At 40.0% G+C, this 21,542-nt stretch carries 19 protein-coding genes and 3 pseudogenes; 4 read left to right on the plus strand and 18 right to left on the minus strand.

What is annotated here, in order from left to right:
* Positions 1-295 precede the first annotated feature (295 nt).
* The 3 genes from Xhom_RS15865 to Xhom_RS15875 are packed head-to-tail and all read right to left on the minus strand — an operon-like array spanning position 296 to position 2,275.
* A complete protein-coding gene (locus Xhom_RS15865; protein WP_069318073.1) occupies positions 296-1,174 on the minus strand; it encodes a DUF6024 family protein in 879 nt (292 codons plus the stop codon).
* Positions 1,174-1,563 carry an NUDIX hydrolase gene (locus Xhom_RS15870; RefSeq protein WP_069318072.1) on the minus strand — a complete coding sequence of 130 codons (390 nt, stop codon included), beginning with the start codon at positions 1,561-1,563 and terminating at the stop codon, positions 1,174-1,176. Before Xhom_RS15870 ends, Xhom_RS15865 begins: the two co-directional genes overlap by 1 nt.
* Positions 1,564-1,591: 28 nt before the next feature.
* Positions 1,592-2,275 carry a hypothetical protein gene (locus Xhom_RS15875; RefSeq protein WP_069318071.1) on the minus strand — a complete coding sequence of 228 codons (684 nt, stop codon included), beginning with the start codon at positions 2,273-2,275 and terminating at the stop codon, positions 1,592-1,594.
* 1,165 nt (positions 2,276-3,440) lie between these two features.
* Here Xhom_RS15875 and Xhom_RS33520 point away from each other — a divergent pair.
* Complete coding sequence (locus Xhom_RS33520; protein ID WP_157104631.1) at positions 3,441-3,611, plus strand: hypothetical protein; 171 nt, start codon at positions 3,441-3,443, stop codon at positions 3,609-3,611.
* Between the two features lie 135 nt (positions 3,612-3,746).
* Here Xhom_RS33520 and tnpA read toward each other — a convergent pair.
* The 13 genes and pseudogenes from tnpA to ssb1 form a co-directional block, all read right to left on the minus strand.
* Positions 3,747-4,129: pseudogene (gene tnpA / locus Xhom_RS15880) on the minus strand (IS200/IS605 family transposase).
* Between the two features lie 197 nt (positions 4,130-4,326).
* Positions 4,327-5,725, minus strand: a pseudogene (locus Xhom_RS49020) (TolC family outer membrane protein).
* A gap of 5 nt (positions 5,726-5,730) precedes the next feature.
* Positions 5,731-7,068, minus strand: a complete 1,338-nt coding sequence (locus tag Xhom_RS15895) for an HlyD family type I secretion periplasmic adaptor subunit (RefSeq protein ID WP_069318070.1) — start codon at positions 7,066-7,068, stop codon at positions 5,731-5,733.
* Between the two features lie 51 nt (positions 7,069-7,119).
* Positions 7,120-8,891 (minus strand): annotated as a pseudogene (locus Xhom_RS15900) (type I secretion system permease/ATPase).
* A 322-nt stretch (positions 8,892-9,213) separates the two neighbouring features.
* Positions 9,214-9,717 (minus strand): tetratricopeptide repeat protein, encoded by a 504-nt coding sequence (locus Xhom_RS15905; RefSeq protein ID WP_232326179.1) that lies wholly within the window; start codon positions 9,715-9,717, stop codon positions 9,214-9,216.
* Between the two features lie 77 nt (positions 9,718-9,794).
* On the minus strand, positions 9,795-11,126 hold the full coding sequence (locus Xhom_RS15910) for a C97 family peptidase (protein WP_169928461.1): 1,332 nt from the start codon (positions 11,124-11,126) through the stop codon (positions 9,795-9,797).
* A gap of 330 nt (positions 11,127-11,456) precedes the next feature.
* Positions 11,457-11,762, minus strand: coding sequence for a hypothetical protein (locus tag Xhom_RS15915; RefSeq protein WP_211287895.1), 306 nt, complete (start codon positions 11,760-11,762; stop codon positions 11,457-11,459).
* Between the two features lie 90 nt (positions 11,763-11,852).
* Positions 11,853-12,188, minus strand: coding sequence for a hypothetical protein (locus tag Xhom_RS15920; RefSeq protein WP_145957468.1), 336 nt, complete (start codon positions 12,186-12,188; stop codon positions 11,853-11,855).
* Positions 12,189-12,637: 449 nt separating this feature from the next.
* Positions 12,638-12,976 (minus strand): hypothetical protein, encoded by a 339-nt coding sequence (locus tag Xhom_RS15925; RefSeq protein WP_069318067.1) that lies wholly within the window; start codon positions 12,974-12,976, stop codon positions 12,638-12,640.
* Positions 12,973-13,332, minus strand: coding sequence for a hypothetical protein (locus Xhom_RS15930; protein ID WP_069318066.1), 360 nt, complete (start codon positions 13,330-13,332; stop codon positions 12,973-12,975). Before Xhom_RS15930 ends, Xhom_RS15925 begins: the two co-directional genes overlap by 4 nt.
* 6 nt (positions 13,333-13,338) lie before the next feature.
* Positions 13,339-13,716 carry a hypothetical protein gene (locus tag Xhom_RS15935; RefSeq protein ID WP_084023247.1) on the minus strand — a complete coding sequence of 126 codons (378 nt, stop codon included), beginning with the start codon at positions 13,714-13,716 and terminating at the stop codon, positions 13,339-13,341.
* A 27-nt stretch (positions 13,717-13,743) separates the two neighbouring features.
* Positions 13,744-14,184 carry a site-specific integrase gene (locus Xhom_RS15940; RefSeq protein WP_084023245.1) on the minus strand — a complete coding sequence of 147 codons (441 nt, stop codon included), beginning with the start codon at positions 14,182-14,184 and terminating at the stop codon, positions 13,744-13,746.
* A 527-nt stretch (positions 14,185-14,711) separates the two neighbouring features.
* Complete coding sequence (gene ssb1 / locus Xhom_RS15945; protein ID WP_069318065.1) at positions 14,712-15,227, minus strand: single-stranded DNA-binding protein SSB1; 516 nt, start codon at positions 15,225-15,227, stop codon at positions 14,712-14,714.
* Positions 15,228-15,482: 255 nt separating this feature from the next.
* Here ssb1 and uvrA point away from each other — a divergent pair, with 255 nt between their 5' ends.
* The 3 genes from uvrA to Xhom_RS15955 all read left to right on the plus strand — a co-directional run bounded on the left by uvrA (position 15,483) and on the right by Xhom_RS15955 (position 19,323).
* Complete coding sequence (uvrA, locus tag Xhom_RS15950; protein WP_069318064.1) at positions 15,483-18,314, plus strand: excinuclease ABC subunit UvrA; 2,832 nt, start codon at positions 15,483-15,485, stop codon at positions 18,312-18,314.
* 268 nt (positions 18,315-18,582) lie between these two features.
* Entirely contained in the window at positions 18,583-18,741 is a 159-nt protein-coding gene (locus Xhom_RS30355; RefSeq protein ID WP_169928463.1) for a DUF5993 family protein, read from the plus strand.
* A 15-nt stretch (positions 18,742-18,756) separates the two neighbouring features.
* Positions 18,757-19,323 (plus strand): disulfide bond formation protein B, encoded by a 567-nt coding sequence (locus tag Xhom_RS15955; protein WP_069318063.1) that lies wholly within the window; start codon positions 18,757-18,759, stop codon positions 19,321-19,323.
* Positions 19,324-19,480: 157 nt separating this feature from the next.
* Here Xhom_RS15955 and Xhom_RS15960 read toward each other — a convergent pair whose 3' ends face one another.
* On the minus strand, positions 19,481-20,608 hold the full coding sequence (locus Xhom_RS15960; RefSeq protein WP_069318062.1) for an AAA family ATPase: 1,128 nt from the start codon (positions 20,606-20,608) through the stop codon (positions 19,481-19,483).
* A complete protein-coding gene (locus Xhom_RS15965; protein WP_069318061.1) occupies positions 20,605-21,336 on the minus strand; it encodes an RNA ligase family protein in 732 nt (243 codons plus the stop codon). Before Xhom_RS15965 ends, Xhom_RS15960 begins: the two co-directional genes overlap by 4 nt.
* Positions 21,337-21,542: the final 206 nt, after the last annotated feature.

Here is a 21,542-nt window from a genome sequence, read left to right on the forward strand (position 1 = left end):
GCGTCCAGCCGTATCCGGATGGATCTTCAATAATTGACCGATTTCGCGAAAGGTTTTTTTCTCTTGGCGAAATCGAATAGCTTGCTGCCTCAGCAGCTCTAGTTGCTCAATCGTGAGCTTGCGTGCATCTGTTTTCATTGACACAGTATATCAGATATAAATAGCCGCCGAGTTAATATCATTATCCAATACCGAGGGCAAGTGAATGCACCCAGTCACATAGCTAATTATGTGACTGAGATGAATGAGCGTAGCCAATAAAGAGGCTACTTGGAAGATGACAGATATATATTATTTATAATAATCCTTCTATATATTCAATTAATTGTAAATTACAATTAATTGGCTCTGAATTCATTGTTCCATTTTTATAACAAGTAAATCTGTACATCATTTCCCCTATCTTTTTTATAGTTATAATAGAGTTTTTATTGCAAGGTATTTTATCCAAATCAAAACCAGACTGTAAAACAACAAATGGAGTTTTTGAATTTAAAGAGGTGATGCATTTAAACCCTAAATTTTCCAATTCATTTATTTCGTTATCCATTAGGTTAAAGTAAGCGACATTAAAAACACTTGGATTATCTTCACATCGACTTAACGCATTATTATATGCTCTAATATCCACTGTTCCTGATTCAGATATTCTTGCTATTTTTGATATTTCAGGATAGTGATTTTTATTTTTAATACAAAGAACACCTAATCCGGCCTGAATAGCAAGATGCTTATGTAATGGAAAAAATAATATTTTTGAAGAAATGGCTACTTTGTGATGCCATATTGTACCTACAGACTGAGCTGCATCTAAAACAAAATCAGATTCTTTTAATGAACAAACGACTCCCGTTTGAGGATCGATATGGGTTAACAGTGGTATAGAACGTGGAAAAGAATCTGTTGTTATATTATTATAGAGCTCATAACTACCCTCTCTAACAATTAGAGAAGTTGAATGCATGTTTAATCCATAAATGACATTTAGTAAGCAATGAGTACTATTATTCAACAAGAATATTTCTTCGTGATCTAAACACAAATATCTTCTAATATTTTCTTTTATTTTATTCCTAATAATACTTACCTGTTTATAGTAATTGTTATCACTATGCTCTTCAAAGTTAAAATCTAATATTTTTGAATTTATTGATGAATCATCTAAACATTTCATTATTCTATTAAGCCGATTTTTTTGAGTTTAGGGATGATGTTATCCTTAAAAATACTCCCTATTTGTATTTGTTCTGATTCTTTTGATGTGATCCATTTTAAATCAACTATTTCTGAACATGGGGAAGGATTTCCTTTTATCTCAATTAACCATGAGTTAATTTCTATTAACTCATCCTCAAAAATTGACTTTGAATAATCGACGCTAAAATGAATGGGATTGGTAAATGTGACTCCGATTTCTTCTTGTATCTCACGAGTCAAACATTCAATTTGAGATTCATTACCTTCAATTTTACCACCTGGTGATATATATGCGGAGGTTTTATGTTTCCTAACCACAAGTAATTTTTTATTCTTGACAATAATCGCAGCGCATTTTTTAATCACAAAACCTCCTGTCAAATCTACCCTACTTTTAAAGGCACTCTTTAGCTACATCGATAACGATACCACCAGTAAGAAATTCAATAATATCTCTACTTTTGTTTTCTTTTCTCTTTAAGTAAGAGAGAATTATTTCGTCGGAAGCATAACTAAAGCTATCTGAAAAAATAGAAATTCCTTCTAAGGATTTAGTAGATATACCTGCTTGCAACAAACGATATTTTACATCATCTTGTGATTTAGCAAATTCATATATAGGGCTGTTATACTCAATTTTATACTCTTTCATAAAATCGACGAAATACTCCTTCGCAACTAATCTTTGTTCAGGAAATTCTTTTTGATAATGAGTTATTCCATCATTAATAATTTTTATTCCAGTTTTCATACAATAGCAAATAATGTGTGCATGAATTGCAATTTTTTCACCTAGAAGAACTAGGTTCTTTTTATAATTTAATATATCTTCTTCTAAATTTTCAATTGCCAATGTTCGGAATGAACCACTAATATCTTCAACATGATGATTAATTAAGAGGTCACCAAATTTGTCTTTTAACTCTTGTACTCGATATTTAAGAATACCTCTGTGCAGTGAACAACCACTGTTGGCAGTGAATAAATGAACGGGTATATTTTGTAGCATTAAATGTACTGCGACTAAAGTGCTGTCTCGTCCGCCTGTAAACATTACCAGCTGAGCCTGTTTATTCATTTTTTATTCCTTTCTTTTCAATTGTCCTATAATATCAAAAATAGAGTTAGTGATAATATATCCTTCATCTTTCAATTTGTCGCTTAGTTGGCTATGCTCACTCACTTCAATCACATAATTAGTTATGCTCCGTGGAGAATATTTTATTTATTTATCACTGAAATTATAATTTTATTTAATATAATTTCATTAATTATAAAACAATCAAAAATAAATTTCATTTATTCATAAAAAAACCAAAAAAACGATTTTTCAGAGTGACAAATTTTATATTTAATTGGATAAAATACAAAAAATAACTCATTAATGTTGTCATTAAAGTTTTCTATTTTTTAAATAGCACTAAATACTTCATGATACTAAATTAAAGTGATGACAATAATTTTATGTGACTTCACTTTACATATCAATATTATTATACCAAACACGTAGTATAAAAAACACATACCAGTCTATACCACTAGTTTCTCTCAAGATTTTGATAGTGTGTATTTCTTACTTGAAGATAATCTGACAACCACCGAAATAAAGCAGGTAATGGTCAGATCAAGTTTTAATTACTCTAAATTGGAATAGTGGGAGCAAGCCCCACTAGATATCGAGCAGCTTTTCAATCCACTCAAAATGGTTCTAATTACCTGATACTAAAAATACATTAAAATACATTAAAATACATTAAAATACATTAAAATACATTAAAATACATTAAAATACACATTATTTTCATATAGTTAAAAATAAACACCTTATTTTTGTAATGTTTTTTGTAAGTTATATACTTGATTTTGACTAAAAACTTTACTTTTTTAGTGAGGTGGTGCATTTTTGAACAAAAATATGTTCTTCCTCATTTCCTCATTTCCTCATTTCCTCATTTCCTCATTTCCTCATTTCCTCATTTCCTCATTTCCTCATTTCCTCATTTCCTCATTTCCTCATTTCCTCATTTCCTCATTTCCTCATTTCCTCATTTCCTCATTAGTTTAATCCTTTTGGTGATGATGCCGAAATGTCAATATCCATTTAAAGGAATAAGTATCTATCCGTTGACTGGTAAACTAATACGGCTATAGCTTGTGAACCACAATCAACATGTTGGAAGCATTACCACCTTGCCGCCGCTCCTATGCAAAGGGAGCTATTCTCGATTATTTCAAGGCTTTTTATGAAAAGTAGCGAATCAGGAGAGGGTGTAAACATCGTGCCTTTGTCGCGTGTACCACGTCAGACTATTGAGCAATTGATTTCACTCATCGATCGTGACGAGATACGCTCGTTTAATGAAGAATTATGCGATGAACTTAACGATGCACCACAGGGAGCTGAGTTAATTTGATCGTTTTAGTAATTTGCGGTAAAGGCAAGTTCCCCTGAGCTGCACCTGATTTGTAACTCAACAACCACCGACTGAAGTCGGTGGGTTAGTGATTAACGGACTGAAAGTCCGGATACGCATCGGCTGAACGATGTGTCAAGTATCCAGCCTGAAGTGATCATTCGGGTTAGGTTCAAAATGATGCGCCAAATAGGCTGTTATCATCTCTTCAGTTAACTGGCCTACCGTCGCACAAAAATAGCCTCTTCCCCAAAAATACTGACCCTAGTAACGCTTTTTCAGGAGAGCAAACTCTTCAAACAACTTGCTCACTGCCCTTCCTTTTATTCGCCTCATAATTTCTGAGGGCGCTAAGGTCGGAGGACAATTCACCAGTATGTGTACATGGTCGACTCCTTCTACTATCCTGATCTCAAACGCTTCACATGTCTGACGAACTAACTCTCGCACCCGTAGACTAACTTCACCTGTCAGTACTTTGTATCTGTATTTCGTTACCACACGAAATGGTACTCAATCTGAAATACCGTGTGGCTGCCATATTCAGAGCTATCGTATGCAACAACGTCATTATTCCCCCTTTTTCTATCGACTAACTACATAAATATCAATCAAGACACTTACACTCGTGATTTCCCTGTTAATGCGACAGAGAGGGCCAGCGCAACTACCCAGCAACCACCCGTGATTATATTGATTCCCCCAAAAAGTGGCCTCAGCCAAAATAATGGGTGATTAACTTAATGTGTTCGTCATTCAGTTGACCTGATTCACTCAATAATCCAATCCAAGCTTTGATATAGTCATATTTGGCCTGAGATAGATCTTGGCGGGCAGTATAGAGCAGCTGTTCGGCGTTGAGAATATCGACATTCACTCGTTGCCCCAGCAGCACGCTTTTTCGTGTAGCAACGACTTGTAATAATGCTGCTTTTACCCCGGTTTCATAGGCTTGTATCCGTTTTTCGCTATTACTACAGGCATTATAATTTTTCCGTAAGGAATTCAGAATATTGCCAGACTGAGCATCCATCTCATACTTGGTTCTGCCATAATTTGCTACCGATTGACGTAATGCAGCTGAGGTGCCTCCACCATTATAGAGGTTCATGGAGACACGTAAGCCAACAGAATCCGTTCGGTATTTTTGATCAATGCTGTTATCACTGCTGGATTTATTTTCGTTATGGGAGGCGTATAGTTCCATTTTAGGCAGGAATCCTGAACGATTGCGCTCAGTATCGTGGTGCGCCGCTTCAACTTTTTGGCGGGCAGCCATCAACTGATGGATTGTGGCGTAACGCCAATTGCTCCCAGTCAGTATAATGTTTTAAATCCAGCTTGATGATTTTGAATTTGGGGGCGTCAGATAGGCGATTAACCGGTAAATCCGTTGGCAATGGTATGCCAACTAATAGCTGTAAGTCACGAATTGCCGCATCCAGCTCATTCTTCACGGTTAATTCATTTGCAAAAACCTGACTGTAGCGTGCCTGAGTTTCCGCCACATCAGTACGGGTTCCCTCACCAGAAGAAAATAATTTCTGATTGTGTTTCAGTTGCTCCTCATAAGCGATACGTTGCTGAGTAATTTGCGCCAGCCTGTCTTGTGCGTAAGCCACTGCGATATAACTGTTGACGACTCTGACCGCCAATTGCTGGCTGGCTGCCCGAAAACGGGCATCACTCATTAGGGCATATGATTGACGTGTTTGATAACGTGCCCATGCTTCGAAATCAATTAACGGTTGAGTCAAAATAATCGCGCTATTGTAGCTACCATATTGCTGCTCACGCTCTTCTTTGATGCGTTTTCCCAACCGATTTTCAGAATGAGATTCCATTTTCTGCCAGTTTTTAGGCGCATTCTGGTAACTGAATGATAACTTGGGCAGCAATTCTGCCAGCCCAAGATTATTCTCTTCTTGTCCTGCTTCCCACTCTTTGATGGCCATCTGAAATGTTGGATCATTCTGTAATGCCAGCGCATAAGCCTCTGTCAAAGAAAGCGCACAGGAAGAACCAGAAAAAATTGACATCCCTATTAATAACATTGCTGAACAAAGAGGAAATAACAAAATACGTCTATTGGCAATTCTGAGATATTTCAACATCCCTATTACTCCTCAGTCAGCGACGTGGATGCTCTATCCATCAACGGCTTGAACAGGTAACTCAATAGAGAACGTGCCCCTGTTTTAACGAAGACTTCAACGGGCATTCCGGGCTTAATATTCAATCCCACCAGTTTCTCCATGCCTTCTGGGGTTACTCTCACTCGCATTTGGTAATAAGGCTCTCTTGTGATGTTATCCACCAAACGGTCAGCAGAAACCACCGTCACATTCCCCGTAACTTTCGGTGTTCGGCTTTGATTGAAAGCGGTAAACATCAAATCAACATCCTGCCCGACTGCGATTTTATCAATCAGATTCACCATTAAACGCGCTTCTATTTCAAGCGCACTTTGGGTTGGCAGAATTTCCATCAGCTTTTCACCGGAAGCAACTACGCCACCTTGCGTAAATACGGCTAACCCAACCACAGAGCCATCTACCGGAGCGGTAATGAAAGTGTGCGACAGATCGAACTGAGCCGTTTCCAGCTTATTTTTCAATTCATTCACCAGTACTTGTACATCTGCTAGTTGGGTACGTACTTCACGCTGGTAATCCGCCTGACGTTGGATAACCCGCTGCTGCGTTTCTTGTCGCTGTTTTTCAATCTGCCCCATTCGTCCTGCCATCTCGGCCATGCTGCCACTTAATTCACTTTGATTACGCAGTAATTCCAGATAACGGTTACGGGGAAAGTACCCTTCTTCTGTCAAAGGTCGTAAATTTGCCACTTGCTCTTTGATTGAAGCCTGTTGTTGCTGTTTGCTTATCAACGCTTCCCGTAGCCCTTTAATCTGAAAATTTATCCCCTCTTCAGCCTGCTGCATTCCCGCAAGATCACTTCGCAGCATTTCTCTACGTGACAAGAAAAGCTGTTTCTGCAACGCCAGGATATCGTGAATACGGGGTTCTGATTGGGAAGTCAGCAAAGTGGCCGGGAAAACAATCGATTCCTCACCTTGCTGTTCAGCCAATAATCGGGCTTCCGTTGCCTGCGTGGTGTAGAACTGTTGTCTGAGAGAATCAATCTGTGCATTGGCCTGTACCTGACTGAGCTGAATTAAAACCTGCCCCGCCCTGACGTGTTCCCCTTCTTTCACCTGAATCTGCCTGATAATGCCATTCACCGGAGATTGCACAGTTTTACGGTTGCCATCCACCACGACAATACCAGAGGACGCCACCCCTTTATCAAGAGGTACAAATGCTGCCCAGATAAAAAAACCTAGAATGCCAATGCCAATAATCAGCCAGCCTATTTGCAGGTAACGATTCGCATCCAGCGGCAATAATCCTGACGCCTCGTGTTGGGCCTCTTTTACGTTGGTCTGATAGGACATCTTTACTCCCAGATAGAAATAGCCCAAGAATGACAATAGGGTTGAACCTTGTTATGAAACATGTTCGACCGTTTTTGGCTGTTGTTGTAATGAAGATTGTTGTGCTGAAGGCTTAGATTGAGATAATGCCGCCATAACTTGCTGGGAAGCGCCAAACATTTTCATTTTTCCCTGTACTAGCAACAAAATTTTACTCGTTTGTGAGAGGAGTGAAGGACGATGAGTGATAACCACCACTGTTTTTCCCTGATCCCGTAATTGAGTAATCGCACGGTTTAACGCTTTTTCGCCGAGATCATCCAGATTTGAGTTAGGTTCATCCAACACCACAAGCGACGGATTGCCATATAAAGCACGAGCCAGTCCAATTCGTTGTTTTTGTCCACCCGATAGCCCTACACCACTGGCACCAATTATCGTGTCATAACCCTGTTCGAGGTTAAGCACCAATTCGTGGACACCCGCTTTTTTTGCCGCTTCAATGATTTTTTCAGGATCAGCATGATGAAAACGGGCGATATTCTCAGCAATGGTACCAGCAAATAACTCAATATCCTGCGGCAAGTAACCAATGGATGCTCCCAATTCATCTTTGTTCCACTGGTAAATATCAGCCCCATCGAGACGCACTATGCCTTCTTGAGCAGGCCAAATTCCGACCAACAAACGCGCCAATGTAGATTTCCCAGATGCACTGGGGCCAATTATTCCCAGAACCTCACCGCTGTTCAGAGAGAAATTGAGATTTTGCAAAACATAATGGGGATTTTTAGACGCCTGATCTTGTCCCAAGCGTATTATTCCGGGGGGCATTGCAGATACATTTTCTAACAACAATGTGCCCTTAGGAGGAGGCAATGACATGCCACTTTTACGTTCAGGTTGGTCTTGCAATAACGTATCCAATCGCTGCCATGACAAGCGGGCAGCATTCCAGCTCTTCCACGCCTGTATCAACTGCTCAATCGGGGATAATGCCGTCCCATTAAAATAGAGCCCGCAATCATCATGCCCGGCGTGATATGTCCTTCAATCGCCAGCCAGCCCCCCAAACCCAAAATCAACGATTGCAAAGCCATACGCACTGTTTTAGTCAACGCTGTAATGGATGCAACCCGTTCACTGGCAATACGTTGAAAATTCAGAAAACGCTCATGTAACCCAAACCAACGATGACGCAACGCAGGTAACATGCCAAGTGCTTCGATCACTTCGGCATTACTCAAATTGGTACTGGCCAAATTAGTTGAGCGTAAAGACAACTGACTTGCTTCAGCTAAAGGAGCTTTGGATAACCACTGGTTCAATACCGCCAGAGAAATCAGAATGATAGCACCCACCAACGCCAGCAAACCTAAATACGAATTGAATAGAAAAATGACACACAGATAAACAGGGAACCAAGGGGCATCAAAAAAAGCAAACAGTGCATTCCCTGTGAGGAACTGGCGGATAGTCGCCAAGTCATTGAGCATCTGCCCTGCATCTGTTGAACCATTTTTTAAGTTGGATTCATACGAAGCAGTATAAATCCGTTGGTTCAGGCACATATCAAATTGATTACCAATGCGTATCACTACCATGCTTCGGATATATTCCAGCCCGCCCATGATGGCAAACATGCCAAGGGTAATCAGCGTCAACATTAGCAAAGTCATTTCATTACTGGAGGGCAATACTCGATCATAGACTTGCAGCATATAGATAGAGGGAACCAGCATCAGAAGATTGATGAAGACTGTAAATAAACCGATAGTCCAAAATACCTTGCTGCGTGCACGGATAACATCCGTGATTTCATCTTTCGGAAAGTGTACTTTCACAATAATACCTTCACTATCAATCAATTGAGGCTTGCAGGAATATCGTTCAAATGAATATGAGTTAATTCAACCTGATGTCTTTTCCATTTTTTTGACGCAACACTTTCTTGCTGCTTGAAATGACTCACCATACTTCTTTTCCTATTTAAAAAACCATTAGTTCTAATTAACAAAAAACAACAATAATAAACTATTAACTCAACAGGTTATTCATTATACGGCGGCCATCATTTCCTTCCTTTCTCAAGAAGAAAATTTTAGCCGCCGTATTTTTAGATGATTTTCATGAAATGAAATTACGTCATTTATTTCATGTGGAAATTTATTTTCCTGATTTTTTTAATTTAACAATCTCATCCCAATTGTTAATGAATTGCGTGCATTCATTACATCCAAGTTGACTTGCTTTCTTATAATATTCCTTCGCCTTATTAAAGTCTTGGCTTACGCCAATTCCATTTAAATAATTAGTTCCAATCGTACGGTAACCTTCAAAATGGCCACTTTCTCCAGCCAGTTCAAAAAGAGACCGAGCTTCAGCGTATTTATTTTCTCTTTCAAAAATAAACCCTAAATTAATCATGGATTCTGGCTTGTATTTATCATTCCTAGAAATAGATAAATGATATCTTTCACTGGCCTCCTGATAATTACCTACAGTATGTTGTATTACGGCGAGCATCCAATTTGCTTCTTGGTCTCCAGCGTTTGCTTTATTTACCAACTCAAAATATTCATTTTCATTTTTAGGCATTGGGATAGATAATGCTGATAAAAAATCCTCTGGGTAATTAAATATAGCCGATGGGACATTATGCTTGTTCATGTTCGAACTCTGCGCCGTTAAAGATAAAAATAACAAGGAAAAAATGAAGTTCTTTTTATTTTTTAAAAAGAAATCAATCATAAGATAGCTTCACTAAACGTCTCATTTACCCCTACTATGTCAACGTGAGAGGCAACTGATTCAATTGTATTATTTTTGTTCACGGCAAAATATACATCCACTATCTTAGTGACATTTCCATTGTTCCAATTCACGGTACTTTCCAGCTCATGAACGTTACCGTTAATATCTTTGAATCCATTTTCCTTATGTGCAAGATTTATAGAGGAAATCCCTGATTCACTTAGTTTATGTAATTCCCCGCTGTCAGTTATCGCATCATGATTAGAGTCAACCCATAACTCTAATGAGTTCCATAGGGTATCATTTTGGTCAAAAATACCATCGCTGTTATCATCAAGATCTGCTAATGCAGTAAACCCATTATCTGCTTGGATTCCATTTTTTAATATAAAGTTATTCCCAAACAGCTCATTTCCATTATTTATTTTCCCATCTTTGTTTTTATCCCACACCAGAAATGCACTGTTTGACTCTATCCATCCTGAGCTTTCAATAATACCGTTATTATCGTGATCAAAAAACATGCTACCGTTTTCTGCTATAGTACTAATACCATCACCAGTGAGATCAATAACAAGTGGTGTTTCTTTGTTTTCAAATTCCGAAATGTGTTGTTCAATAATCTCTTTCACCATATTTTGGTCTAAATCTAGAAGACGTATTACTCCATCTGGTGTTATCCCTTGTAATGGCGGAATAGCATCGATCCGATGTACTTCGTTCTCTACTTCTGTGACTGCTAAAAGAGAGTTTACAAAATCTATACAGTTATTAGTAAGGAGATGGTAATCTTTTTTGAAACTTGTTCCTCTCGCCCAACCTTCAAAATTATTACTTTTCAGTTCAGAAACGTATCTCTCGATATTACCAACAACAGGCTCTGAATATAATGGATATGAGACACTGACTACCTTTGATGGATCGTATGCCATAGAGTCTCTAAATGTTAGGTTATCAACTCCTCCGACTTTTTTCTCATCACCTAAACCCCATCCGATAGATTCTCCCTTAAATTCAACCCATGCATGTCCAAAAGTAGATTTACTAACGACTCCTGCTGCATTTGTATATTCCGTTCCTGATGGTGCTACCTTTATTGTTATAATATCACTATATGGCTGTATGTCCTCGTCGGACCGGTGGAAGTTTGTTCCTCGAGCTCCTCTACCATTTGCACTATACATGACATCGTAGGCCCCAATGACTCCATATGAATGTTCAGATGGTATTGGCGACATAGGTCCAGATGGCATCGGTGACCAAGGCCTAGTTGTTATAGGTGACATAGGACCAGATGGCGTAAAATGAGATGGAAAAACTGGCATAACTGTTTCCTTGTTAAAGATTAAAGAATCTCCACTTCACGTGAAGTGGAGATTTTTATGATAATAATAGTAATAATTATTATTAATATCATCTTTATAATTACCAGTTAATTATTATTAAAAAATATTAATTTGATATTCACTATTTTTAGTGAAGCATTTAACTTTAAAATAAATAAAAAATAGTTTATAAGTCTATATTCACTCTCGTTTTTGCAACACTAATTTTGATGAATGTTGGACTTGCGTAAATCAATCCGGTGTCAATATGAGCAACTAAACCTACATATCAGGTAACTATGCGACACCAGAAAATGATACCGTGAATATCTAGTTGGATCTTTCTCTATCTATGACGGGTAACGGTGCATTCAGCTTTTCTTCAGATAAACCATGCCGATATGCGTTATACTGCCAAACAACATATTGCTCAAGAAGTCTGGCATTTTCGGCTTTTAGTCGAGCATTCACTTCCTCAAGGCGCTTAATACGCTGGCCAGCTATCGTTAAAGACGGCGGCGTCTTTGTTTCCAAGAAATCACCTTTTAGCCTGGCCTTTTTATCCAGAAAAGCCTGTTTAATTTGTTTATTGGCATTCAGTGACTGCCTCGTTGGACGATTGCCTATGTGCTTCATGACTACGTCACAAAGACTGTCCATGTCAGTTTACCGAGCCAACCGTCAAGAGTCCCAAGAATCTTTTCTAGATCCAAGCCTGTTAAGTGTTTAGCCAAAATCACCTCCCAGTAAAGCCCTCATTTCATCTTTATCCGATCTGTCAAACTCAACTTTCGGTTGCGCAATTTTTGCAGCCATTTCGCGTTTTAGCGGGCTAAATTCTTGATTGTTGCGTGAACGAATTACCGCACCGTCCTCAATATCATCGGACTCAAGAAGTCGAATCAACTCTACTGTTCGCTCTAAAGTTTGCTTTTGGTGCTCAAACCATCGTCCCGCGCCATAGAAACCTTCTACCATGCCTGCTGTAGCTTTCTCTAACTGCGCCTGTGTCTTATCCCTTTGGATTTTGAGTCGGGTTAGTTTTTCCTTGTCACCTCTCACACATACTTGCTCAGTACAATTGATACAGTCTCGATACTTCTGGCAAGGAATCATCGAAAAGTCATGAACACAAAATCCATATTCCGTTACCTTCACGAGCAATATTACTTCCTAGCGTATACCTAAATCTCCGAGTAGATAGATTTAGCCTCTTTCCTGTTCGCTCAGAGTAAACATCAAGTAGATTTTCCAGCTTTCTCACCATTTCATTACAGAAATCTCGCTCAATATGTAGCTCATCACTAATCAATGTTGTCATCAATGACTTAGCATCCTTGTACTCTTTTATTACTTCAAAATCTGGAAACAGTGGCAGCTCTTGTATTGTTTGATGAGTTAGTTCATAACCAATTAATTTTGAGCATTTTTCTGATATTTTTAGTGAGTGTAGAGTTAATAAATCCCAGAGATCTTTAGTAATTGGGTAGATATTAAATTCAGTCCGACATTTAAAAAACCTTTGCTCTTGGTAAATTTATCCAGTATTCGTGAATTTTACCGACCTTATGCGAACAAATGTCTTTGATCTTTAGGCTTGTAATTTGTATTGGTCTTCTACCTGTATATACAAGAACTGTCGATAGCGCATAATCCGAAAGGTTTATCTTCCCAAACACATATGCTTGCATCATTGCATCAATAAGAGCGCTCATTTCAATTTCGGTTAACGGTCCCTCCTCAGGATCTAAGCTCTTTATCGCTTTTCCTTTCTCCAGTCCTCTTAAGCGTAGACCATCTAGAAAATCAAGAACTTCTTTAGATATTCCGGGGTATCCCCATCCTGTCAATTTCGCACGAACATTCTTATTTTAGATAGGTTTTGTTCCTCATCACGCGACAGAGCCGAGCGGTACGAAATCAGCGAATGAACCAGAAACTCACGATCTCCCATGAGATTAAAATATTGTCTGGTTTGATCGTTAAGTCCCCTAACTGTTTCCGCCGCGTATTCTTCAGCACAGCGCGCCAGCACAGTTTTTAGCGAAGACTCTACAATTGGTTTTAACTTTGACATCCATTTAACAGCAACCACGACATTCTTATTTAACTTCCAGGAACTATCGTTTATATCAAATTCCCTGCCATCCCGAGATATGAATATTCTTTTCTCATATCCAATTTCAACTTTTTCATAATTATTCATCAGAAGTTACTCCTGACACCCAATATTGCGTTGAAACTCCAAAACAGCTTCTTTGGCTTTTTCTTTTATATGCCGCCTGTTATATGTAGCAGCTGTTCCTGAAGTTTCTTTCCAGCCCATGAGGTAAGACCTCATTTGTTCTTCTTTCTCCGGGCTATGCTTACCTGCAACTTTATCTAAAGCCTTTGAAAAACTGTAGTTCCAACTATGCCTAAAGGCGTGTGCGTGAACAGGAGAAAATTTTTCTGCGACACCCTGCAAAGCTGACATCACTTTTCCGAAACCACTATTGGATAGAGGCTCACCTTGATAGGTGCCTTGCTTATGGGTCACAAACAAATAGGGGTGTTTACGGGCACGAGAAAAAGCTGAACGATATTTCATAACATACTCACTCAATATATCGGATAATCAGTCGATTATCAGTAAAATACGCTCTTCTGTTTTTACTAAAGGCTGGTAAACGCGGTGATCTACAAAGCTATCAGTACGTCTGACAATTCGAATTTCATTTGCGACAAAATCTATATCATCAATTCTCAGATTAAGTAGTTCACCTCTCCGAATACCTAAATAATGTAGCAAAGCTATAATTGCGGCATTTCGTACTTGTAACGAATAGCCTTGATAGGGGTTATTATCGTGTCCAGGCTTTGATACTTCCATGACCTCCTTCAGCAAGTGAGAATCCAGCCCTTTATCTTCTCGTGAAATTTCTGACCTTCCTTTCTTTTTAAGGCGATGAGATTTGATATTTTTATACATCGCATCTATTTCAATCTTCATATTCTTACTGGGATTTGTAGTGATAATTTCAGCGAGCCATTTCAAATAATCAGCTATAAAGGTCATGCGAACATATTTGGTTGGAGAATTCACATTGGTGGCAGTCGTTAGACGGCTTTGTTTTATATTTACGACTTTCTCATTCTGTTCCGAGGGCGACCGCAATGGTAAAGAACAATAATCTCTTAAAGAATCAATTTCCCATACCTTCAGCCATTCAGCTCGTTTCCATCGATCTTCAATATCGACAGAATACTCAGCAGTCTACGAATAAAGGACTTTCATTGAAGTAATATACCTTTGAATGGTCGCTACAGACTTAGCGGCTCCACGGATTTGAGAAGTACTATATAAGTTAGGATAAAACAGCGGGACACCAGAAGAACCATCGACAAGAAGTTTTAGTCTCTCTCCTGTCTCACTCACAATATGCTTGGTCATTAGGCTAGTCATATAGGTACCATTCTTTACATTTTATAAACGTAGCCGATAACTAAAAACCTGCAAGAAATATTTTACAGTCCTTAAAAAGGAAAAGCCCCGATTAACGGGGCTTCCAAGAAGATAATTTACATTATAGTCTATGGTATTTTTTAGAACGGGATATCGTCATCGAAATCCATTGGTGGTTCATTGCTCTGTGGCGCAGGAGACTGTGCCGGGCGAGATGGTGCACTACCGCCACTGAATTGCTGAGAGGCTTGTGGTTGTTGTGGTTGTCCCCAACCGCCTTGTGCTGGAGCTTCTTGGCTTGCGCCGCCGCGCCCGCCCAGCATTTGCATGGTGCCGCCAATATTTACCACTACTTCAGTGGAGTAACGGTCTTGACCACTCTGATCCTGCCATTTGCGAGTCTGCAAAGCACCTTCGATATAAACCTGAGAGCCTTTGCGCAGGTATTCACCAGCAACTTCTGCCAGTTTGCCGAAAAGTACCACACGGTGCCATTCGGTTTTCTCTCTCATCTCACCGGTTTGCTTATCACGCCAGCTCTCAGACGTTGCCAGAGTAATGTTGGCAACTGCACCGCCGTTCGGCATATAGCGAACTTCCGGGTCCTGCCCCAAATTACCCACTAAAATAACTTTGTTTACGCCTCTGCTGGCCATTCGGAATACTCCTGATGAAATGAATTTTGCTAAAAACGGACTTCTCTAATTATAAGCGAAGTAGTTTACCATGCGAGGACTAAGTTTAAACAGAGACCCGTTATATTATACTTTGCGAAGCGCATCGTACTTTACATTACATTGTAATGGTTACAGCATGATCCCCCATCAAACACTGTATATCCATTCAGCAATGTTTGTGCAATAATAACTCGTTTACGAATTTTGTACTATCAATAATCTGGGAAATGGTATATGGATAACATCGAAGTTCGGGGCGCCCGCACCCATAATCTCAAGAATATCAATTTAGTAATTCCCCGTGACAAGCTGATAGTCATTACTGGACTGTCAGGCTCCGGTAAGTCATCTCTGGCTTTCGATACACTGTATGCGGAAGGCCAGCGTCGCTATGTGGAATCGCTCTCTGCGTATGCCCGTCAGTTTTTGTCACTGATGGAAAAACCGGACGTCGATCATATCGAAGGGCTATCCCCTGCCATTTCTATTGAGCAAAAATCTACTTCTCATAATCCGCGATCTACTGTTGGTACAATCACCGAAATCCATGATTATCTCCGCCTGCTGTTTGCTCGTGTGGGTGAACCTCGCTGCCCTGAACACGATATCACGCTGGCAGCGCAAACGGTCAGTCAGATGGTGGATAATGTTCTAGCTTTGCCGGAGGGACAACGTCTGATGCTATTGGCTCCCGTGGTCAAAGAACGTAAGGGCGAACATACTAAGCTGCTGGATAATCTCGCTACACAAGGTTATATCCGTGCCCGTATTGATGGCGAAGTGTGCGATTTATCCGATCCTCCTAAACTTGAATTACAGAAAAAACATACCATTGAAGTAGTTGTCGACCGTTTCAAAGTACGTGATGATCTCGCTCAACGGCTGTCTGAATCATTCGAAACTGCATTGGAGCTATCCGGTGGTACTGCTGTCATTGCCAATATGGATGATGCAGAGGTAGAAGAGTTGGTCTTTTCTGCCAATTTTGCCTGTTCTGTCTGTGGCTATAGTATGAGCGAACTAGAGCCGCGTCTGTTTTCTTTCAACAATCCCGCCGGTGCTTGCCCAACATGTGATGGTTTAGGCGTCCAGCAATTTTTCGATCCTGAACGTGTTGTCCAAAATGGAGATATCTCTCTTGCGGGTGGTGCAATCCGTGGTTGGGATCGCCGTAATTTCTATTACTTCCAGATGTTGAGATCGCTGTCAGAGCATTACAAATTTGATATTGAAACTCCATTTAATCAGTTAACTCCTGACATTAGAAAAATAGTGCTATACGGCTCAGACAAAGAGTCCATCGAATTTAAATATACCAATGATCGTGGCGATGTAACCGTCCGTAATCATCCGTTTGAAGGTGTGCTGCATAACATGGAACGCCGCTATAAAGAGACGGAATCCTCTGCTGTACGTGAAGAGTTAGCAAAATATATCAGCAATCGTTCTTGTATCTCTTGTGATGGAACCCGATTGCGCAAAGAAGCACGTTATGTCTTTATTGAAAATACTACGTTGCCGCAAATCTCTGATTTCAGCATCGGTCATGCAATGGAGTTTTTCCAAAATATCAAGTTGAGTGGGCAACGCGCTAAAATTGCCGAAAAAGTCCTGAAAGAGATCCGTGATCGACTGAAATTTCTGGTGAATGTCGGCTTGAATTATCTGGCTCTTTCCCGTTCAGCGGAAACTCTTTCTGGTGGTGAAGCCCAGCGCATTCGTTTAGCCAGTCAGATTGGGGCAGGCCTTGTCGGTGTAATGTATGTGCTGGATGAACCTTCCATTGGCCTTCATCAACGGGATAATGAGCGTTTGCTGGAAACGTTGCTGCATCTGCGCAATCTGGGCAATACCGTTATTGTGGTCGAACATGATGAAGATGCCATCCGTGCAGCCGACCATATTATTGATATCGGGCCTGGTGCTGGTGTACATGGCGGTGAGATTGTTGCCGAAGGCAACATCACTGATATCATGGAGAGTGAGAAATCTCTCACCGGAAAATTCCTGAGTGGAGAACGTCAAATTGGCATTCCAGAACAGCGCGTACCTGCCAATCCCAACAAAATACTGAAACTAATTGGGGCAAAAGGCAATAACCTGAAAAAGGTGACATTAAAACTGCCTGTCGGCCTGTTTACCTGTGTCACCGGGGTTTCCGGTTCGGGTAAATCAACATTGATCAACGACACACTATTCCCTATCGCACAACGTCAACTAAACGGAGCGACGAACATTAATCCTGCGCCTTATATGGACATCGAAGGATTAGAGCATTTTGACAAAGTGATCGATATCGACCAAAGCCCGATAGGCAGAACACCCCGTTCCAACCCTGCCACTTATACTGGCGTATTTACTCCGGTAAGGGAGTTATTTTCAGGTGTCCCAGAATCCCGTGCGCGTGGTTATACACCGGGACGTTTCAGCTTCAACGTTAAAGGCGGACGCTGTGAAGCCTGTCAGGGCGATGGGGTAATTAAAGTTGAGATGCATTTCTTGCCTGATATTTATGTGCCTTGTGATCAATGTAAGGGCAAGCGTTATAACCGTGAAACGCTGGAAATCAAATATAAAGGAAAAAATATCAATGAAGTACTGAGCATGACCATCGAAGAGGCCCGAGAGTTCTTCGATGCCGTTCCAGCCCTTGCCCGCAAGTTACAAACCTTGATAGATGTTGGCCTTTCCTATATTCGTCTGGGGCAATCAGCAACGACACTTTCAGGGGGTGAGGCCCAGAGGGTAAAACTCGCGAGAGAATTATCCAAACGGGGTACAGGTCAAACGCTTTATATTCTTGATGAACCGACAACCGGCCTACATTTCGCGGATATTCAGCAGTTATTGTCCGTTCTGCATCAGCTACGGGATCAGGGAAATACCATTGTTGTAATCGAGCATAATCTGGATGTGATCAAAACTGCCGATTGGATTGTCGATCTTGGCCCTGAAGGCGGTAGTGGTGGCGGTGAAATATTGGTATCGGGAACACCCGAAGAAGTCGCTCAGTGCGAGAAGTCTCATACTGCCCGTTTTTTGAAACCAATACTTGAACGTGATTAATTTATTTTAGTAACTAAATGACGTTACGATCCTCCCCACTTTGTGGGGAGCCTTCCTTATTCCTAGATCAATTGTTAACTAAATTCATAACAATACGTGTATACAAGGCATTTACTGCCATTATTTACAATGAAATAACTTTTCATAAATCAGCATCATATTGTTGAGCTAATATTATTAATGATCACATTTCCAATGCATTAATGCCATAATGGCATAATGGCATAATGGCATAACATATAAGTTAAATTTATAATGGAGATTAAACATGTATATGTTTTTACCGTTCTTAATTGCGCTAGTGATCATTGCCACTGTCATTACTGGCAAGAAAAAGCTGACGTACACACTTTGGTTTGTTTTGTTAATCATCACGGTCTTTTGGTTTAAATATCATGCCACTGACGCATTAAACCTTTCTTTCTAACCGTTGGAGACCGTAATGAATAACACTATGTCATCATCACAAAATGTTAATCTCGCAGTAACCATGAATATCCTCGGTTTATTCGGTATCAGTGTGGTTCTGTTAGTCGCTTTTTATTATCAATTGGCACTCTATGATTTACCTTGCCCATTATGCCTGTTACAGCGTGCCGGCATTATTATGATTGGTTTCGGCTTTCTGTTTAATATCTATTTTGGTATCAAAAACGCTCACTATAGCCTCTCAATATTCGGCTGCATCGTGACTGGCTTTGTCGCCATGCGCCAAGTTTCCCTTCATATCCTGCCGGGAGATACCGGATATGGTTCAACTTTCTTCGGATTGCATTTTTATACTTGGGCTGCAATTCTGTCTATTCTGACTATCATTGCTATTGCAGTTATCATGCCTCTGAAAGCCGGTAATACTGATTCGACAAGATACACGCCACCCGCATTAGGCAAAGTTGTCATGTGGCTATTCGCCTTTTTGATCGCAGCTAATTTGATTTCTACCTTATTGGAATGTGGCAGTGGGCAATGTGATGACAACCCAACTTTCTATCAATTACTGAAAAAGTAAATTTTCATACCGGAATTACTCAGCCGAAAGGCTGCGGTGTCTCAGCAGCCTTTTACTTTCTACTATTTCCTTGAAAAGGCTATTCCCTTGAAAGGATTCTCTCTTCGAAAAACCTATTCACCAGAAAAAATAACCTATTAAAAAATACGCCACGCGATTATCGATTCAATATCATTGAATCGATAAAATAACAGACTTCATGTGCTTCCTCTGGTGTCGGAACCTCCAACTTACCCAGCATCCGATCCAGTACCTTATCCGGTACAGCGTATTGGCGATGACTATTCTGCTGCCGCCAGAGTTTGTAATCTTGCTCAATATAGACAATCCTGACTCTGGCGTTATAACTCACAAACAATTTAACTAATTGCTGGCGCATTTGAGCAGTGAGATTCGTGGCATTCCAAATGAAATCCTGCTTGTTACGTAATTTCTCTCTGGCTTGCTGTTTCGCCTGTTGTACAACCCAGCCATTGGCATTTTTATCTTCTGGACTAATTTGATACTCGCGACGAATGGCATCTAAACTAACAACGGGAACACCTTTACCTTGCTGTTGAATAAAATGATCTTTCCCCATTCCCGGCAATCCACACAGTAAAGTTACCTGACTACCGTAGTCATCATAAGGTTGATAGTTCGGTTGTTCACTGTCAGAGGAAAAATAATGAAAACGCGCTTCACCAGAAGAAAATTCTCGTGGTTCACGCCAACAAAGCTGTTCATGACAATAAAGTTCAAACAGTTCAATCCGTTCTAGCAATTCCTGCGCATCATGGCATGTTCGACCCAATACATCTGCTTTTGCCAACAGAGTCAGCAAATAGGTATCGACACGTAATGATGCGGCCAACAATGCCTTTTGTGGATTCGGTTTTTCCATTAACCACAATGGCAATCCATGAAAGCGCACAAGCGCAGCAATTTGTTCCCGTATTGCAAATGGCACAGGTATTTGCTGGAACAAAATTTGTCTGGCCGTTAATTCACCTTTACGGGCGTGACCTGGTGAAATAATACGTCCATTACAATCCGCTCTCGTTGTACTACGTTTCTCTACATCATGTAATAATGCTGCCGTCCAGAGAATTTCTTGTTCTTCCGCCGTCAACAATGAATATTCCGGCATCTGTTCCAAGGCAGACAATACCATTTGCGTGTGAAGCGCAACATCACCTTCGGCATGATGAATGAGATCTTGCTGAACTCCATCCATATCAGCGATAAAAGAGAAGGTCGAAGATAAATAATCCCATGATTTATCGCGACTGAATACCCAACTCATCCTCTTTCTCCTTTTACGCGATATTTATTGGCATTAGAAAGATATTCAAAATGGAGTGAAGCTCTTTGCCAATGACGTTTCCAATGGATATCCGTTTTGACATGATTTTTTCGCACATATTTAAATACGTGATGTGAAAAATCAGTCACCAAATATTCCCCTGCATCGCGACTAACAATACCTTCCATTGAACACCTTTGTTGAGTTTTTGTGTCCCATGAAGATAAACGGCTGTCTTGTTTTGCCGTTTCAATAATATTTTGCATAAATGCAGGTTCACATTGTGTTTCAGGAAGGATGATTTCAGGCACAGTTGGAAAGTCAAATAATGCGGCATAAAATTTGACTTCTTCCCAACTAAGCCAACTATCTTTAATACGTGCAGCAAACACAAAAAAATATTCTTCAAGATGACGATATTCAATGGAGTGAATGGCATAAAGATTTTCGCCAAAGATCTCGATATTACCTAAATCATCCTTGATTAATTGCCAACGCTGACGAATTTGCTGAGTCCATGCTGATTGTGTTGGTGCAGCATGCGAACGAGCAAATACGCCAAATTGATTCAGGCAATTATTTTCACCATCTAATTTTTCAGTGTGAACAAGCTGCTTAATTTTTTGCACATCTTGCCACCAATGATGATTAATACGATCGTCACTGGTTGTGCCCGGCGAGAACGGGTAATGGAACGTTCTACCATACTTTCTTGATTGCATATCCATAATGCTTTGACTCTTTTTAAGAATTATCTCAATAAAAACGCGATAGCGCTTTTATGGGTTAATGTTCATCCTAATAATTGATGAAAGAGCTCAAGAGTTGGTATTACATTTTTTTATTTCCATTCAATTAATTTTTTAATGTCAAAAGATTAAGTTAAATATTCGATTGGGATTTAATATTACAGTGAAAGGTTTTTTAGATTTAG

It is taken from the genome of Xenorhabdus hominickii (assembly GCF_002632725.1).
Classification (GTDB): domain Bacteria; phylum Pseudomonadota; class Gammaproteobacteria; order Enterobacterales; family Enterobacteriaceae; genus Xenorhabdus; species Xenorhabdus hominickii.